The 17,033-nt window shown below is 71.5% G+C and carries 13 protein-coding genes; 8 read left to right on the forward strand and 5 right to left on the reverse strand.

Annotation, left to right across the window (positions count from 1 at the left end):
• Nucleotides 1-210 (reverse strand): homocysteine S-methyltransferase family protein (locus VGX25_RS27875; RefSeq protein WP_326920888.1); only part of this gene is annotated, 210 nt, incomplete at its 3' end.
• A 51-nt stretch (nt 211-261) separates the two neighbouring features.
• On the opposite strand from VGX25_RS27875, the gene VGX25_RS27880 reads away from it, so the two are divergent.
• Nucleotides 262-1,176, forward strand: a complete 915-nt coding sequence (locus tag VGX25_RS27880; protein WP_414635998.1) for a PAC2 family protein — start codon at nt 262-264, stop codon at nt 1,174-1,176.
• Entirely contained in the window at nt 1,173-2,333 is a 1,161-nt protein-coding gene (locus tag VGX25_RS27885) for an MFS transporter (protein ID WP_326920889.1), read from the forward strand. The genes VGX25_RS27880 and VGX25_RS27885 overlap by 4 nt, the downstream gene beginning before the upstream one ends.
• Here VGX25_RS27885 and mshC read toward each other — a convergent pair.
• The gene (gene mshC, locus VGX25_RS27890; RefSeq protein WP_326920890.1) at nt 2,284-3,525 is read right to left on the reverse strand and encodes a cysteine--1-D-myo-inosityl 2-amino-2-deoxy-alpha-D-glucopyranoside ligase; all 1,242 of its coding nucleotides are present in this window, start codon (nt 3,523-3,525) and stop codon (nt 2,284-2,286) included. The two genes, VGX25_RS27885 and mshC, sit on opposite strands and share 50 nt — an antisense overlap.
• A 167-nt stretch (nt 3,526-3,692) precedes the next feature.
• Here mshC and VGX25_RS27895 point away from each other — a divergent pair, with 167 nt between their 5' ends.
• The 3 genes from VGX25_RS27895 (at nt 3,693) to VGX25_RS27905 (ending at nt 6,069) form a co-directional block, all read left to right on the forward strand.
• Nucleotides 3,693-4,865 (forward strand): S8 family peptidase, encoded by a 1,173-nt coding sequence (locus tag VGX25_RS27895; protein ID WP_326920891.1) that lies wholly within the window; start codon nt 3,693-3,695, stop codon nt 4,863-4,865.
• Nucleotides 4,866-4,885: 20 nt separating this feature from the next.
• Nucleotides 4,886-5,137 (forward strand): hypothetical protein, encoded by a 252-nt coding sequence (locus VGX25_RS27900; protein WP_326920892.1) that lies wholly within the window; start codon nt 4,886-4,888, stop codon nt 5,135-5,137.
• Nucleotides 5,138-5,316: 179 nt separating this feature from the next.
• Nucleotides 5,317-6,069 (forward strand): DUF427 domain-containing protein, encoded by a 753-nt coding sequence (locus tag VGX25_RS27905; protein WP_326920893.1) that lies wholly within the window; start codon nt 5,317-5,319, stop codon nt 6,067-6,069.
• Here the strand turns inward: VGX25_RS27905 and VGX25_RS27910 are convergent.
• Nucleotides 6,062-6,559, reverse strand: a complete 498-nt coding sequence (locus VGX25_RS27910; protein ID WP_326920894.1) for a DoxX family protein — start codon at nt 6,557-6,559, stop codon at nt 6,062-6,064. The genes VGX25_RS27905 and VGX25_RS27910 overlap by 8 nt on opposite strands.
• Nucleotides 6,560-6,660: 101 nt before the next feature.
• Nucleotides 6,661-10,539 (reverse strand): ATP-dependent RNA helicase HrpA, encoded by a 3,879-nt coding sequence (gene hrpA / locus VGX25_RS27915; RefSeq protein ID WP_326920895.1) that lies wholly within the window; start codon nt 10,537-10,539, stop codon nt 6,661-6,663.
• A gap of 109 nt (nt 10,540-10,648) precedes the next feature.
• On the opposite strand from hrpA, the gene VGX25_RS27920 reads away from it, so the two are divergent.
• Entirely contained in the window at nt 10,649-13,789 is a 3,141-nt protein-coding gene (locus VGX25_RS27920; protein WP_414635999.1) for an NACHT domain-containing protein, read from the forward strand.
• Between the two features lie 2 nt (nt 13,790-13,791).
• On the opposite strand, the gene VGX25_RS27925 is transcribed toward VGX25_RS27920, so the two are convergent.
• Complete coding sequence (locus tag VGX25_RS27925; protein WP_326920897.1) at nt 13,792-15,048, reverse strand: pyroglutamyl peptidase; 1,257 nt, start codon at nt 15,046-15,048, stop codon at nt 13,792-13,794.
• A 155-nt stretch (nt 15,049-15,203) separates the two neighbouring features.
• Here VGX25_RS27925 and VGX25_RS27930 point away from each other — a divergent pair, with 155 nt between their 5' ends.
• On the forward strand, nt 15,204-15,884 hold the full coding sequence (locus VGX25_RS27930; RefSeq protein ID WP_326920898.1) for a response regulator transcription factor: 681 nt from the start codon (nt 15,204-15,206) through the stop codon (nt 15,882-15,884).
• Nucleotides 15,881-16,885 (forward strand): HAMP domain-containing sensor histidine kinase, encoded by a 1,005-nt coding sequence (locus VGX25_RS27935; protein WP_326920899.1) that lies wholly within the window; start codon nt 15,881-15,883, stop codon nt 16,883-16,885. Before VGX25_RS27930 ends, VGX25_RS27935 begins: the two co-directional genes overlap by 4 nt.
• The last annotated feature ends 148 nt before the right edge of the window (nt 16,886-17,033 follow it).

Genomic DNA, 17,033 nt, shown 5'->3' on the forward strand with positions numbered 1-17,033 from the left:
GGCATCCGAGCCCGCCTCGAAGTACCCGCGGTGCACCGCGCGCACCACGTCCGGCCGGGTGACGTTGAGAATCTCGTTGCAGCCCTCGAGCCCGGCGAAGTCGTCCAGCGAAAGGTCCGCCGCCTGCAGCATCGTGCCCATGGCGCCATCGGCCACCAGCACCCTTTCTTGAAGGGCGGAGAGCAGGGCCGATGGACGCGTATCTGGCATGGTCCAAGCCTACGATCTCCGGCAACGACGATAGGGTCGTAGGCTTGCCGCGTGACCGATCCGCACCAGCACAGTACCGCCGCCGACGCCCAGGACGGGGTGCCGGAGTCCCTCGTCGAGCCCGTCATGGTGGCGGCGTTCGAGGGCTGGAACGACGCGGGCGACGCGGCTAGCACGGCAATCGAGCATCTCCAGCTGACCTGGGACGCCACGCCGCTGGTGGACATCGATCCGGACGACTACTACGACTTCCAAGTGACGAGGCCCACAGTCCGCATGGTGGACGGGGTCACCCGCCGGGTCGAATGGCCGACCACCCGGCTGTCGGTGTGCCGCCCGCCCGGCAGCACCCGGCACGTGGTGCTCATGCACGGCATCGAGCCGAACATGCGGTGGCGCAAGTTCTGCGGGGAGTTGCTGTACCACGTCGACCGGCTCGGCGTGACCACCGTGGTGACCCTCGGCGCGCTGCTCGCCGACACGCCGCACACCCGGCCGGTCCCGGTGACCGGCACCGCATACGACGCCGCATCGGCCGCGCATTTCGGGCTCGAGCGCTCCCGCTACGAGGGGCCGACCGGCATCGTCGGAGTGCTGCAGGACGCGTGCGTCCAGGCCGGCGTGCCGGCGATCTCGATCTGGGCCGCGGTGCCGCACTACGTATCCCAGCCACCGTCTCCCAAGGCGACTTTGGCGCTGCTGCACCGGGTCGAGGAGGTGCTCGACGTCGAGGTGCCGCTCGGCGGGCTGCCCGAACAGGCCGAGGAGTGGCAGCGCACGGTCACCGAGATGGCCAACGAGGACGAGGACGTCCGCAACTACGTGCGGGCCCTCGAGGAGCGCGGCGACGCCGACGACGGCCTCAACGAGACCAGCGGCGAGGCCATCGCCGCCGACTTCGAACGCTACCTGCGGCGGCGCCGGCCGGGCGGCCCGACCCTTGGCGGCGGGCAGTCCGGGGTGTGAGCTCCGGCAGGCTGGCGGTTGCGGGCCTGTACGCGGGCGGGTTTCTCGGCCCGTTCGCCGGCGGCGTCACCGTGTCGATGCTGCCCGAGCTGGGGGCCGACTTCGGGGTGTCGGCGCAGACCGCGTCGGCCTCGCTGACCGCCTACCTGGTGCCGTTCGCCGCGCTGATGCTGATCTCCGGCACGCTCGGGGCGCGGTGGGGCACGCGGCGCAGTGTCGTGACGGCGTACCTGGTCTACGTGGTCAGCTCGGTGCTGTGTGCCGTGGCGCCGTCGTTCTGGCTGTTCCAGGCCGGCCGCATGGTGCAGGGCGCGGCCAACGCGTTCACCATGCCGCTGCTGCTGGCCACGGTCGCCGCGAGCACCCCGCGCGAGCGGCTCGGCCGGGCGCTCGGCCTGTTCTCGTCGCTGCAGGCGGCCGGCAACACCAGCGCGCCGCTGCTCGGCGGGCTCGCCGCGGAGGCGACCTGGCGGCTGGCCTTCCTCGGCGTCGCCGCGGTCGCCCTCGTGCTGGCCGCCATCGGGTTGCCCAAAGAGATCTCCGAGCAGCGGACCGACGAGCCGGTTCGGCTGCGCGCCGCGTGGCGGCCGGAGACGGTGCTGACCGGGATGGGAGCGCTGGTCGGGTGGGCCTGCCTCGGCGGGGTGTCGTTCCTGGTGGCGTTCCGGATGCAGGACGCGTTCGGGCTGGGCGCCGGGCCGCGCGGCGTGCTGCTCACCGGGTTCGGCGTGCTCGGCCTGCTCACCGCGCGGGCGGTCGGGCGGTTGATCGACCGGATCGGCGGCCGGCGGTCGACGCTGATCGGCGCGCTGGCCGGGGCCGGGCCGGTCGCGCTGGTCGGCGTGCTGCCCTCGCTGGCGGCCGTGGCGGCGCTGTGGGCGTCGGCCGGAGTGGCGGCGCAGTTCCTGCTCGTCGGGCTGAACACGCTGGTGCTGTCCGGTGACGGTGACAACCCGTCGGGCGCGCTGTCGGTGGTCCAGGCATTCCGGTTCTTCGGCCAGGCCCTCGCACCGGTGGCGTTCACCCCGATCTACCACGCGTCGCCGGCGGCCTCGTTCCTGATTCCCGCCGCGCTGCTGGTGATCAGCGTTCCGGCGGCCCTTCGGCTCATTCGGCGAGCGCGATCCCGAGCAGGGCGTCCACCGCGGTTCGGATGAGGGTGGGGGCGTCGGGGTCGCGGCCGCGGCCGGCCATCGCCTCGGCGGCCCAGGCGTCGACGGCCAGCAGGGCGCGCGGGGTGTCCAGGTCGTCGGCGAGGTGGGTGCGCAGGCGCGCCACGGTGTCCTCGGCGCTCGGCCCGGCGGGCAGGGCGGTGGCCGCACGCCAGGTGGCCAGCCGGGCGGCGCCGGCCTCCAGCAGGGCGGGCGTCCAGTCGCGGTCGGCGCGGTAGTGGCCGTCGAGCAGGGCCAGCCGGATCGCCATCGGGTCGACCCTGTCGCCGCGCAGCCGGGACACGAACACCAGGTTGCCGCGCGACTTGGACATCTTCTCGCCGTCCAGGCCGATCATCCCGGCGTGCACGTAGTGCCGGGCGAACGGGTGCTGGCCGGTCAGCGCCTCGGCGTGCGCGGCGCTGAACTCGTGGTGCGGGAAGATCAGGTCCGAGCCGCCGCCCTGGACGTCGAAGCCCATGCCCAGCCGGTTGAGGGCGATCACGCTGCACTCCACGTGCCAGCCGGGCCGGCCCGAGCCCAGCTCGCCGTCCCAGCACGGCTCCCCCGGCCGGGCCGCCCGCCACAACACGGGGTCCAGCGGGTGCCGCTTGCCCGGCCGGTCCGGGTCCCCGCCGCGCTCGGCGAACAGCGCCCGCATCGTCGGCTCGTCTTCGTTCGATACCGACCCGAACCAGGCCGTGGCCGAATGGTCGTAGTAGACGTCCGGGAAGCCCTCGTCGGCCCGGTAGGCCACGCCGTCGGCGAGCAGCTTGGCCACCACCTCGGTGATCTCCGGGATCGCCTCGACCGCCCCGACGTAGTCGCGCGGCGGCAGCACCCGCAGCGCCTCCATGTCCTCCCGGAAAAGCGCGGTCTCCCGCATCGCCAGCACCATCCAGTCGGCCGAGTCCCGCTCGGCGCGCTCGAGCAGTGGATCGTCCACATCGGTCACGTTCTGCACGTAGTGGACGGCGTGGCCGGCGTCCAGCCACAGCCGGTGCACCAGATCGAAGGCCAGATAGGTGGCGGCGTGGCCGAGATGCGTGGCGTCGTACGGGGTGATTCCGCAGACGTACATGGTGGCGGTGTGCCCCGGCGTGGTCGGGCGCAGCTCCCGCGTCGCGGTGTCGAACAACCGCACCGGCATGGGGATCCCCGGGACACGCGGGACCGGGTGGGATTGCCAACTCTGCATGACTCGACAGTAAACGTCCGCTCTGGGGCGGTGTTAACGGCGGAGAGTGGTCGACGATCGTCGTCCTACCCAATTTGGAGGAAAGTGTGTGACCCGCGTCACGGCAGCCGGCCGCCCGGCGATGGACGAATAGCCGACGAGCCCACCGACGATGAGGGATGGATGAGATGACCGAACCTGTTGCCGGCGAACCGACCGGCCGCTATCTCGTGCTGCTCGAGGACGACGCGGTCGACGCCGGGGCGCGGGAGTTGAACCGGGTGGCCGGGATCCGGGCGCTGAGCACCCGCGACGTGGGACCGGACCACACCGGCCCGCTGATCATGCCCGAGCTGGGGGTCGCCGTGGTCAGCGCCGACGGCGCGCAGTTGCACGCGCTGGCGGGGGCGGCCGCCGGCGCCGGTCCCATCTCGATCGTCGAGCCGGAGCGGGTGGTGTACGCGCTCGAACCGGCGGCGCCCCTGGTCGAGGAGCCACCGCGGACCGCCGACGAGACCACGTTCACCTGGGGACTGCAGGCCGTGGGCGCGTCGACCAGCGCCGCGACCGGCGAGGGCATCCGCATCGCCGTGCTGGACACCGGCCTCGACCTGCAGCACCCGGACCTGGCCGGGCGCACCCTCGTCAGCCGGTCGTTCATCCAGGGCGAGGAGGTGCAGGACGGCCACGGGCACGGCACGCACTGCATCGGCACCTCGTGCGGGCCGCGGCAGGTGACCGACGGGCCCGGCTACGGCGTGGCCTACCGGGCGGAGATCTACGCCGGCAAGGTGCTCAGCAACCGCGGATCCGGGGCGGACGGCGGGATCCTGGCCGGCATCGACTGGGCGATCACCAACGGCTGCGCGGTCGTGTCGATGTCGCTCGGCGCGCCGACCCGGCCGGGGCAGCCGTTCTCCCAGATCTACGAGCGGGTCGCCACCAGGGCCCTGGCCAGCGGCACGCTGATCGTGGCCGCGGCGGGCAACGACAGCAGCCGGTCGGACGGGCTCATCGCCCCGCTGAGCCACCCGGCCAACTGCCCGTCGATCCTGGCGGTCGGCGCGATCGACGTGCACGTCGCCATGGCCGACTTCTCCTGCGGCACGGTGGATCACGGGTGCGGGGTCGACCTGGTCGGCCCCGGCGTCGACGTGCACTCGGCCTGGCCGATGCCGCAGCGCACCCGGCGGATCAGCGGCACCAGCATGGCCACCCCGCACGTCGCCGGCGTCGCCGGGCTCGTCGCGCAGGCCACCGGGGCGCGCGCGTACGAGCTGTGGGCGCGCCTCGTCCAGACGGCGAAGCGGCTCCCGCTGCCGTCGACGGATGTAGGGTCGGGACTGGTACAAGCCCCCTAGAGCTCGCCGCGGAGGCGCCGGTGGACCAGGCCGACAACCCGGTCAGCGTCGTCGTCTCGGTCGCCGACGATCACCTCGACTCGTTCGCCGAGGTGGTCACCGACCTGCGCCGGGCCGGCCTGCGGGTGGACGACGTGCTGGCCACGGTCGGCATGGTCACCGGCACCATCGCCGCGGACTCGGTCGAGGCCCTCGACGCGGTGCCCGGCGTCGCCGAGGTCGAATGCCAGCACGCGCACCGGCTCCCACCCCCCGAGTCGGACGTCCAGTGACCGTCGCTCGTGGACCGGCTGTCCTGATCGGTCCGCGCCGTTCGTCTGAGAGGTGACCCTCGCCGGCCGGCCGGACCGGCGCCGGCCGAGATCGTGGCGGCGGTGCGACCCCGGCTGGCGGCGGACGCGGTTGTTGCCCGGGAGTAGCGTCGGGGTGTGACCAGGGTTGGAGGGGCAGCATGACCGAGCAGAAGCGTGGCCGAATCAAGATCGCGAGAAGTGCGAAGCGGGTGCGGGCGTTTCTCGCTGGGCGGCTCGTGGTGGACACCGTGAGCCCGATGCTGGTGTGGGAGGTTCCCTACTACCCGACCTACTACGTGCCGCTGGACGACCTGCGGGCGAAGCTGGAGACCAACGGGGAGACCAGCCACTCGCCGAGCCGGGGGGACGCCACCGGCTACGACGTGGTGGTGGACGGGCACACCGCGAAGGCCGCGGCGCTGCGGTACGTCGACTCGCCCATCCCGGAACTGCGGGACCTGGTCCGGCTGGAGTGGAACGCGATGGACGAGTGGTTCGAGGAGGACGAGCCCGTCTACGTCCACCCGCGCGATCCGTACAGCCGGGTGGACATCCTGGCCAGCAGCCGGCACGTGGTGGTGGAGGTGGACGGGGTGCGGGTGGCCGACTCGCGGTCGCCGCGCATCCTGTTCGAGACCGGGCTGCCGGCGCGGTACTACCTGCCGCTGGTCGACGTGCGGATGGACCTGCTGCGGCCGTCGACCACGCGGACCCGGTGCCCGTACAAGGGAACGGCGTCGTACTGGAGCGTGGCCATCGGCGACGTCGTGCACGAGGACCTGGTGTGGTGCTACCGCGCCCCGGTTGCCGAGTCGCAGAAGATCGCCGGGCTGGCCTGCTTCTACAACGAGAAGGTCGACATCTACCTCGACGGCGAGTTGCAGGATCGACCCCAGACGCCGTTCAGCTGACGGGATGCCTCCGGGTCTTGGTGGCCACGACCAGGACGGCCGCGAGCAGCACGAGGTTCTTGACGACGAACTCGCCCTCGACCGTGAGACGCAACGGGTTGCCGGCTTGGAAAGCCACGTCGGGCACCATGACCAGAACGCCGAACGTGCCCAGCATGTGTGCGACGAACAGCGGCAGGGCGAACACGAGCCCCCGGCCGAGCATCAACCACAGGCCCAAGACCACCTCGAACGCGCCCATGGCCGGTATGAACCAGCCGGGGTCGGCCCACGGGGTCGTCGCCTCGACCAGCGCGCTGACCGGAGTCGTCGCGGTCAGCTTCAACGCCCCGAACCACACGTACACGACGCCGAGCGCGATGCGAAGCACCGCCAGGCTTCGTCGACGGGTCAACCGCAGCAGCCAGGAGGCGAGCTGCCGGATCTGATCCTGGCCGCGCTGCGGAACCGCGTTGACATCGAAGCGATCGCGCGAATCGGTGATAGTCATTTCCTGCTCCTTCGACACTGACCGACATTCGCGAACAGGAGCGCGCGGCACCTCGTCCTGATACCGAACGGGTGCGGGTCTGCCCGTTGGGGCAGGCGTGGTCAGGACTGGGCGCGCATCCGATCCAGCTCGTCGAGCGCGCGGAGGATTCGCTTCTCCGACACCGGGTACGGGGTGCCGAGGGTCTGGGCGAAGTAGCTGATCCGCAGCTCCTCGATCATCCAGCGGATGTCGCGCAGCTGCTGGCTGGGCGGCAGCTGGGCGGCCCGGCGCCGGTACTCCTGGTGCACCCGGTGGACGGAGTCCATCCAGTCGGCGTCGCGGTCGGGACGCTCGGGCAGCTTTTCCAGGCGGCGGGCCATGCCCTGCAGGTAGCGGACCAGGTCGGGCAGCCGGGCGAAGCCGGTCGCGGTGATGAACCCGCGGTACACCAGGGCGTTGCGCTGCGCCCGCAGGTCGGCGACGGCGTCGGCGAACCGCGGCCCGGTCGTGGCGGCGAGCCGGGCGTCGACGTCCTGTGTGGACGCCAGGATGCGGCGGACCGTGGTGATCACCTCGTACGCCGTGTCGGCCAGGTCCGGGCGGACGGCGTCGCGGAGCGCGCCGAAGCCGTCCCGGTTCCACGCCGGGCCGCCGGCCGCGGCGATCAGTGTGTCGGCGGCGCAGTTGACGCAGTCGTCGAGCAGGTCGGCGACCCCGTTGTGCGGGTTCCCGGACAGGGTCAGCTTGGCGTCGTTGGGCAGTCGCCGCACGATGCTCTTGATCGGGGACGGGACGGTGAGCAGGACCAGCCGCCGGGTGCCGCGCCACATCCGGGCGCGCTGCTCGGCCTCGGTGTCGAACAGCCGGACCGCCACGGTGTCGCCCTCGTCGACCAGGGCCGGGTAGGCGGTCACCACCAGGCCGTGGTTCGAGCGCTCGACGGTCCGCGGCAGCTCGTCGAAATCCCAGTCGGTCAGGCCGGTGCGCTCGATGCCGTGCGCCACGGTGGACAGTGCAGCGCGGACCTCGGATCTGAGCCGTTGCTTGAGCGCGGGCAGGTCCTTGCCCTCGGCCAAGGTGCGGTCCTGCTCGTCGACCACGCGGAAGGTGGCCTTCAGGTGCTCGGGCACCGCGGCGAGCCGCCAGGCGTCGCGCGGGACGGGCACCCCGGTCATTCGCTGCAGCTCGTGCCCGATCTCGTCCAGCCGCGGCGCGTCCGTCCCTTGGAGACGGTCGAGCACGGCCTTGGCGAAGTCCGGCACCGGGACGAAGTTGCGGCGCAGCTGCTTGGGCAGCGAGCGGATCAACGCGGTGACCAGCTCCTGGCGCAGGCCGGGAACCTGCCAGGGCAGCCCGTCGCCGGCGAGCTGGTTGAGCACCGCGACCGGGACCCGCACGGTCACCCCGTCGTCGCGCTCCCCCGGCTCGAACCGGTAGGACAGTGGAAGCTCAAGGCCGTTGTGCCGCAACGAATCCGGGAAGTCCTGCGGGCGGAACTCGCGGGCGTCGGCGTTGATCAGCTGCTCGCGGTCGAGGGTCAGCAGGTCCGGCTGGGTCCGGCTGGCCTTCTTCCACCACGAGTCGAAGTGCCGGGCGGAGACCACCTCCGCGCCGATCCGCTCGTCGTAGAAGTCGAACAGGGTCTGCTCGTCGATCAGGATGTCGCGGCGCCGGGCCCGGTGCTCAAGCTCCTCGACCTCGCCGATCAGCGCGCGGTTGCGGTGGAAGAACGCGTGCCGGGTGCGCCAGTCCCCCTCGACCAGCGCGTGCCGGATGAACAGCTCGCGGGACAGCCCGGGGTCGACGCGGCCGTAGTTGACCGTGCGGCCGACGACGACCGGCAACCCGTAGAGCGTGACCTTCTCGGTGGCCAGCACGGCGCCGCGCTCGGCCGACCAGCGCGGCTCGGAGTAGCTGCGCTTGACCAGGTGCTCGGCCAGCGGCTCGACCCACTCCGGCTCGATGCGGGCGGCGACCCGGCCCCACAGCCGGGTGGTCTCGACCAGCTCGGCGGCCATCACCCAGCGCGGGGTCTTCTTGAACAGCGCCGATCCCGGGAAGATCCCGAACCGGGAGTTGCGGGCGCCGACGTAGTCGCGGGTGGCCGGGTCCTTCATGCCGATGTGCGACAGCAGCCCGGCCAGCAGGGCCGTGTGGATCCTGCGGGGTTCGGCGGGCTCCTTGTTCATCGTCACGCCGAGGCCCTTGCCCACCTGGCGGAGCTGGCTGTAGAGATCCTGCCATTCGCGCACCCGCAGGTAGTTCAGGAACTCCGTCTTGCACAGCTTGCGGAACCGGTTGGAGGACAGCTCCTTCTGCTGCTCGGCAAGGTAGTTCCAGAGGTTGAGCAGCGTCAGGAAGTCGGAGTCCTGGTCGGCGAACCGCGCGTGCTTCTGGTCGGCGGCCTGCTGGTGCTCGGCCGGGCGCTCCCTCGGGTCCTGGATGGACAGTGCGGCGGCGATCACGGTGACCTCGTGCACGCAGCCCTCGCGGTCGGCCGCCAGCACCATCCGGGCCAGCCGCGGGTCGATCGGGAGCTGGGCCAGCTTGCGACCGACCGGCGTGAGGTCCTTTTTGGACTTGTCGAGCGCGCCGAGCTCGACGAGCAGGTTGAGGCCGTCGGAGATGTGCCGCCGGTCCGGCGGGTCGATGAACGGGAAGGCCTCGATGTCGCCGAGGTCGGCGGCGATCATCTGCAGGATCACCGACGCCAGGTTGGTGCGGACGATCTCCGGGTCGGTGAACTCGGGCCGGGCGGCGTAGTCGTCCTCCGTGTACAGCCGGATGCAGATCCCGTCCGAGGTGCGCCCGCAGCGGCCGGCCCGCTGGTTCGCGCTCGCCCGGGAGATCGGCTCGATCGGCAGGCGCTGCACCTTGAGCCGGTTGCTGTACCGGGAGATCCTGGCCGTGCCGGGGTCGATCACGTACTTGATCCCCGGCACGGTCAGCGAGGTCTCGGCCACGTTGGTGGCCAGCACGATCCGCCGTCCCCGGTGCGGCTGGAAGACCCGGTGCTGCTCGGCCGCGGAGAGCCTGGCGTACAACGGAAGGATCTCCGTGTCGGGCAGGTTCCGGCTCTGCAGGGCGTCGGCGGTGTCCCGGATCTCGCGCTCGCCGGACAGGAAGACCAGGATGTCGCCGGGCTTCTCGGCGTTGAGCTCGTCGACCGCGTCCACAATCGCCTGGACCTGGTCGCGGTCGGAGTCCTCGCCGGGGTCGTCGGGGTCCACGATCGGCCGGTACCTGACCTCCACCGGGTACATCCGCCCGGACACCTCGATGACCGGCGCATCGTCGAAGTGCCGGGCGAACCGCTCGGGGTCGATCGTGGCCGAGGTGATGATCACCTTCAGGTCGGGCCGGCGCGGCAGCAACTGCTTGACGTACCCCAGGATGAAGTCGATGTTCAGGCTGCGCTCGTGCGCCTCGTCGATGATCAGCGTGTCGTACTGCCGCAGCATCCGGTCCGACTGGATCTCCGCCAGCAGGATCCCGTCGGTCATCACCTTGACCAGCGTGCTCTCGCTCGCCTTGTCGGTGAACCGGACCTTCCACCCCACCGCCCCGCCCAGCGGGATGTCCAGCTCCTCGGCGATCCGCTCCGCCACCGTCCGCGCCGCGATCCGCCGCGGCTGCGTGTGCCCGATCGTCCCCCGAACCCCCCGTCCCAGCTCCAGGCACATCTTCGGGATCTGCGTCGTCTTCCCAGATCCGGTCTCCCCCGCGATGATCACGACCTGGTTGTCCCGGATCGCGCGCAGAATGTCCTCGCGCCGCCCGGTGATCGGCAGCTCCGCCGGATAGCTGACCGCGGGCACCCCGGCCCGCCTGCTCTCCAGCCGCCGCTGCGCCGCCTCGATCTCCGCGCCGATCTCCGCCAGCGCCGCCGCCCTCGCCTCCCCATCCCTGAGCTTGCGCACCCCATCCAGCCGACGCCGCAGACGCCGCTCGTCGCGCAACATCAGCTCGGGAAGGCGAAGCCGGGTGTCGATGTCCATACCGCCATCCAGGCTAACGGCCCACGCTAACCGGTAACCGTCCGAGCGCCGTGAGCGACATAATCGAGCGTCGTCCATACATCGCGCGAGGGGGCTCGAGATCACCGGACTGGAGACGGCGGCGGTCAAGGTCGGCCAGGCGGTCGCCCAGCACGCCGCCCGGGAATGGCTGCGCCGCCACCGCAACGCCTCCGAGCGCACCGCCACATTGGCCGAGCTCGCGGCCGCGGAGCTGAGCAGCCCGCTGCGCCGCGCCAAGCTTGACCACGCCCTCGAGGGCATCGGTTACCAGGCCGCCGAGCAGCTCGAGCCGTTCCTGGCCGGCGAGTTCGGCGCGCTCCGCGACAACGAGATCGCCGCCGCGGTGGACGCCGCCGTCGACGCTCTCCGCGCGACCGACCTGTCCGACCAGGCACTTTTCGCCGCCGACGCCGACCCTGAGGCGCTGGCCCGCGGAATCCGCCGGCAACTGCCCGATCAGCCGCGCCAGGCCGGCCTGTCCGAGCCGGCCACCGTCCTGTACGCGCGCGTTCTGGACCAGGGCTGCCGATACCTGATCCAGGTCGTCCGCCAGCTCCCGGCCTTCCAGTCTCGCGCCGTGGCCGAGGTCCTCGACCGGCTGTCCACAGTGGCCGGTCAGCTGTCCGACATCCTCGCGCACACCCCACGGACCAGCCTGGACGCCCCCCGTGGTACCACCCACGACGACGAGTTCCGCGCGGAGTACCTGCGTTACCTGGCCAGTTCGCTCGACCGGCTCGACCTTCTCGGCCTCAGCATGCGCCACCGTCCCCGCCTGGCGCTGAGCGTCGCCTACCTGAGCCTGACGGTGTCCGAACGGGACAGTCGAGAGCACCAGTCTCGGCCGGGCACGGATCGCCTCGCGGAGCACTGGTTCGGCCGGACCGCGGACCGCGACCGGACCAGCACGGTCCGCGTGGAGGCCGCCATCGGCGCCGCCCGGCGGACGCTGGTCCGCGGTGAGGCGGGCTCGGGCAAGACGACCCTGCTCGACTGGCTCGCCGTCACGGCCGCGCGCGGCGGCTTCACCGACGCGCTGGCCGGCTGGAACGGCTGCGTGCCGTTTCCGGTGCGGCTGCGCCGATACGTCGACTCCGACCTGCCGCGGCCCGAGCAGTTCCTCGACAACGCGGCGAGCTGGCTGGCCGGGATCATGCCCGAGGGCTGGGTACACCGCTGCCTGCGTTCGGGAAGGGCCCTGGTGCTGGTCGACGGCGTCGACGAGGTGCCGGCCGCGAAACGCCACTCGGTTCGCCGGTGGCTGGGCGAGCTGGTCACCGCCTACCCGACCGCTCGGGTCGTGGTGACCGCGCGACCCGCGGCCGCCGAGGAACGGTGGCTGGCCGAGGAGGGCTTCGGCTCCGTCGTGCTGGAGCAGATGTCCGCGAGCGACGTGCGGCTGTTCCTGGACCGCTGGCACGAGGCCGCGGCCAGCGCCGAGTCGCTGCCGTGCGAGCCGAGCGAGCTGCGGGACGCGCAGCGCCGGCTGCTCGCCCAGCTCGACGCCCGGCCACACCTGCGCGCGCTGGCCGCCAACCCGCTGCTGTGCGCGATGCTCTGCGCGCTGAACCTCGTGCGCAGCGCGGAGCTGCCGCGCAACCGGATGGAGCTGTACCGGGCGGCCATCGCCATGCTCGTGGACCTGCGGGACGCCGAGCGCAACATCGCCGGACTGCTCGACGTGACCGAGAAGACCGTGCTGCTGCGCGACCTGGCCTGGCGGCTCACCCTGGGAAACCGCACCGAGCTGCACCGGAACCGGGCGCTCGGTTACGTGACACGCAAGCTGCTTGCGATGCCCAACGTGGACGAGCGGGCGGAAGCGATCCTCGACCACCTCCTGGAGCGCAGCGGCGTGATCCGCGAACCGGTGCCGGGCCGGGTCGACTTCGTGCACCGCACGTTCCAGGAGTTCCTGGCGGCCAGCGAAGCCACCGAAGAGGAGCACATCGACACGCTGGCCAGCCACGCGCACCTCGACGCGTGGCGGGAGACCATCGTGATGGCCTGTGGCCACGCCAAGCGCTCGCAGCTGCGGGAGCTGCTGACCGCGATCCTGGACCGGGCCGACGCCGAGCCCCGCCACGCCCGCCACCTGAGACTTCTGGCGGCGGCCTGCCTGGAAACGATCACCGACCTGGACCCGGACGTCCGGCAGCGCGTCGACCAGATGATCAACAACCACCTCGTGCCGCCGAGGGGTATCCGGGAGACCCGTTCCCTTTCCGCGATGGGCCACCGGGTCCTGCGCTACCTGCCGTCGAGCCTCGACGAGCTGTCCGATGCCGCCGCGGCGGCCACCGTGCGCGCGGCCGCCCTGACCTACAACTCCGAGGCAATGACCCGGCTGGCCCGCTACGCCCAAGATCAGCGGCCGGCGGTCCAGCGCGAGATCGTCGACGCCTGGCAGTACTTCGATCCGCAGCGTTACGCCGACGAAGTCCTGGCCAACATGCCGGTCCGGGACGGCTTCCTCACCATTCGAACAAAGCGACTCCTGCCCCATGTCGGCAGGCTCGGCAACGTCTCCCGACTAGACATTTATCTTCCGGAGCATGAGATGGTCGAGGACCTGAGCATGCTGACCGACTTGCCACCGGTAGAGCACTTCAGGTCCTTTACCTGCGCCGGAACAATCGATCTCGCTCCGCTAGCCGGTCAGCCGAAACTTGTGAACGTGATTCTTCAGGGCGCCGATCGCTACACCGGCGTGTCGGCACTGCGCAGGCTGTCCGCATTGCATACATTGATCCTCTTCACGAACAAGCCATGGCGGAGCGTTGGGTTCATGCGGCACTTGCGGGACATCCGCGTCCTGGCGCTGAACAGGTTGCAGAACATCACCGACTTCGAGGCACTCAGGGAGTTCCACCGGCTGGAGATCCTCGCACTGTACGAATGTCCTCACCTTCGTACGATTGATGTCATTCGGCACCTACGCGGATTACGCATCCTGCACCTGGCCGGATGCAGGATCGACAACGTCGCAAGTCAGGTGGTCGACGCGTTTCCATACATCCGGGAACTGAACCTGCGCGACGTCGACGATCTGACCGATCTCACCCCGCTGAGCCAACTCAAGTTGACCATGTTGCAGGTCGGCGGCCCAGCGAGTGATCTCCGTCCGCTCGCCGCGATCACGACACTTCGTGACCTGTGGCTGTCAGGAGACAAGGAATACCAAGGGCTGGACCGGCTTCCCGCTCGGGTGAAGATCCATTATTACTGACGTCAAAGCGTGCCGGCCGCGACCAGGACGATGGTGCGGACCTGGGTGATGATGTCGGTGCGGTTCCGGATGAAGGTGGGGTCCGTGATCTCGGTGGTGTTGCCTGGGGCGAAGGTGAGGACCGGGGTGTGGATGTGGCCGCCGGGGACGTCGGCGCGGACGGCGTCGCGGAGCAGGGTGGTGCGGTAGGCGATCTCGTTGGACAGGAAGTTGCCGCCGCCGCCCTGGCGGGCCTCGGAACCGGGGGTGGGGCCGTTGGGTTGGGTGACCGGATCGGTGGCGCCGGCGGGGATCTCGACGACGGTGGTGTTGTCGAAGACCGGGAAGCGGCCGGTGGGGGTGGCGACGATGTCGGCGAAGGGCAGCGTGGTGGGGACGAACTCGGGGGCGGGCAGGACGGTGGGAACGCCGGCGGGAATCGGGATGGGGCCGGTGCGGGACAGGTTGAGGTTGTCCGGGAAGCCGCCGCGCCAGCGGCCGTTGTAGCGCTCGATGTCGAACCGCTCGGGGCGGCCCTGGCTGACCGTGGCGAACATGTCGACCTTGCGGCGGCCCGGCAGCAGGTGGGGCAGGAACGTGCGCTCGACAATGCCGGTGGCGAACGGGTCCCAGTTGACCGGGAACATGGCGGTCTCGATCCTGGCCGGGCCGGACGCGGTCTGGACCATGGTGCCGTCCAGGGTCAGCGCGGTGGCGCCGGAGGGGTTGCTGCGGCGGATGTCGACGTCGAGCACGAACGGGTCGAAGCCGCTTATCAGGATGCGGTTGATGCCGCGGCCGGCCGGGAAGTGCACGGTGTCCTGGCCGCGGGAGGTGGTTTCGAGGGAGTCAAGCAGCGCCTCGCGCTCGGCGGCGGACAGCGGGAAGGTGGGCGTCCACTGGCGCAGCAGGCGGGCGAGCGTGAGCCGGGCCCAGTAGAGCGGGCGGTCGTCGGTGCGGTCGAGGCCAAGCGCGGGGGCGCGGCCCTGGGCGCGGTCGACGGCGGCGGTCCACAGGAACCGGCCCGCGGCGGCGACCACGGTCTTGGCAAGGCGGCGGTCGTGGGTGGTGCACAGGGCCTCGCCGAACACCGGGGCGAACCGGTCGAAGCCGGTGATGCGCAGGATCTCCTGCGGCACCGGGCGGGTGAGGCGCTGCTCCTCGACGGACAGCGGGGCCGCGGGGTCGAAGCAGTCGGCGGCGCTCGGGGCGGCCGTGGCGGCGGGCACGCCGGCCAGACCCAGCACGGCGGCCAGCGCGACAACGAGCAGGGATCGCATCGAAGGCTCCTCGGTTCGGCTTCGCCAGCCATCCTTACCCCACCCGGCCACCCCGGGGCCATAACACTTGGCCACAGATCTGGCGAATGGACGTGCACAGGATCTTCACAGCACGACCGCACGGCCCGCACACCGAGATCCCTAGAGTCGGCGGCATGCGAGAACGTCAGCGGCGCGTCCTGATCGTCGAGGACGAGCCGACGATCGCCGACTCGGTGGCCGCGCGGCTGCGGGCGGAGGGGTTCGCGGTGCACGTGGCCAGGGACGGGCCGGGCGGGGTGGCCGCGGCCGCGTCGACCCGGCCCGACGTCGTCGTGCTGGACGTGATGCTGCCGGGGTTCGACGGGCTCGAGGTGTGCCGGCGGATCCAGGCGGAGCGGCCGGTGCCGGTGCTCATGCTCACCGCGCGCGACGACGAGACCGACGTGCTGGTGGGGCTGGCGGTGGGCGCGGACGACTACCTCACCAAGCCGTTCTCCATCCGGGAGCTGGCGGCGCGGGTGCACGCGCTGCTGCGCCGGGTGGACCGGGTGGTCGAGGACCCGGCGCCGATCGTGCTGGGCGACCTGGAGATCAACCCGGCGCAGCGGCGGGTGCGGCGGGCCGGGGACGAGGTGCACCTCACGCCCACCGAGTTCGACCTGCTCGTCCACCTGGCGCAGCGCCCCCGGGCGGTGCAGCCGCGGGAGCGGTTGCTCGCCGAGATCTGGGGGTGGGGCGACGGGGCGGGGACGCGGACGGTCGACAGCCACGTCAAGGCGCTGCGCCGCAAGCTGGGCGCGGACCTGATCCGGACCGTGCACGGGATCGGCTACGCGCTGGAGGTCGGCGAATGAGGGCGCTCGACCCGGTCCCCCGGATCAAGGTGAAGCTGGCCATCCTGATGGTGGCCTCGGGCGCCGTCGCCTTCGGCTACTTCTGGTGGCAGATCGGCTGGTTGCCGCCTAAGACGGTGCTCACGGCCATGGCGCTAGCCTTGATCACGTCACAGGTGCTGGCGCACGGCATGACCAGGCCGCTGCGCGAGATGACCGCTGCCGCACAGGCCATGGCCCGCGGCGACTACACCCGGCGGGTGCGGGCCACCTCCCGCGACGAGGTCGGCCAGCTCGCCGACGCGTTCAACCGGATGAGCGCGGACCTGGCCGCGGCCGACCGGCAGCGGCGCGAGCTGATCGCCAACGTGTCGCACGAGCTGCGCACGCCGATCTCGGCGCTGCGGGCCGTGCTGGAGAACCTGGTCGACGGGGTGACCACGCCGGACGGGGCGACGCTGCGCACCGCGCTCGCGCAGAGCGAGCGGCTCAGCGGGCTGGTCACCGACCTGCTCGACCTGTCCCGGATCGACGCGGGCGCGATATCGTTGAACCGCAAGGTGTTCGACCTCGGACCGCTGCTGTCCGAAGTGGTCGCCGAGGCGGAGGTGAACGCGGCCGCGGCCGGGCGTACGGTGCGCATCGCGGCCGAGGTCGACCCGCCGGGCGCGACCGCGTACGCCGACCGGGCGCGGCTGCACCAGGTTCTGGTCAGCCTGCTGGACAACGCGGTGACCCACGGCCCAGCGGACGGCCGGGTCCAGGTGCTGGCGCGCACCGCGGGCGACCGGCTGACCATCGAGGTGCGCGACGAGGGGCCCGGGATCGCGCCCGAGGAACGCGATCGCGTGTTCCAGCGGTTCGCGCGGGGGGAGCGGGCCACCGGGGGCGGCACCGGGCTCGGGTTGGCCATCGCCCGCTGGGTGGTGGAGCTGCACGGCGGCACGATCGCGGTGCTCGACGCGAAGTCGCTCCACAATGGACAGTCTAGCATCCAGCTCACCTTGCCGAGGAACCCATGACCGCCTTACCCGGTACGCCGTTGCCCGGTGCTCTCGACCTTCCGGTGTTGACCCACGACGCCGCCCCGCCGGCCGTGCTCGGCGCGTCGGGGATCGCCGGGCTGGCGGCGGCCGTCGCCGTGCCGGTCGACCGGCCGGGGGTCGGGTG

Origin of the sequence: Actinophytocola sp. (assembly GCF_035942955.1) — a bacterium.
GTDB lineage: Bacteria > Actinomycetota > Actinomycetes > Mycobacteriales > Pseudonocardiaceae > DASYTH01.

Coding starts and splice junctions, on each gene's coding strand:
- mshC (WP_326920890.1), bottom strand. CDS start 3,525: ATGCAGAGTTGGCAATCCCACCCGGTCCCGCGTGTCCCGGGGATCCCC.
- VGX25_RS27895 (WP_326920891.1), top strand. CDS start 3,693: ATGACCGAACCTGTTGCCGGCGAACCGACCGGCCGCTATCTCGTGCTG.
- VGX25_RS27905 (WP_326920893.1), top strand. CDS start 5,317: ATGACCGAGCAGAAGCGTGGCCGAATCAAGATCGCGAGAAGTGCGAAG.
- VGX25_RS27910 (WP_326920894.1), bottom strand. CDS start 6,559: ATGACTATCACCGATTCGCGCGATCGCTTCGATGTCAACGCGGTTCCG.
- hrpA (WP_326920895.1), bottom strand. CDS start 10,539: ATGGACATCGACACCCGGCTTCGCCTTCCCGAGCTGATGTTGCGCGAC.
- VGX25_RS27925 (WP_326920897.1), bottom strand. CDS start 15,048: ATGCGATCCCTGCTCGTTGTCGCGCTGGCCGCCGTGCTGGGTCTGGCC.
- VGX25_RS27930 (WP_326920898.1), top strand. CDS start 15,204: ATGCGAGAACGTCAGCGGCGCGTCCTGATCGTCGAGGACGAGCCGACG.
- VGX25_RS27935 (WP_326920899.1), top strand. CDS start 15,881: ATGAGGGCGCTCGACCCGGTCCCCCGGATCAAGGTGAAGCTGGCCATC.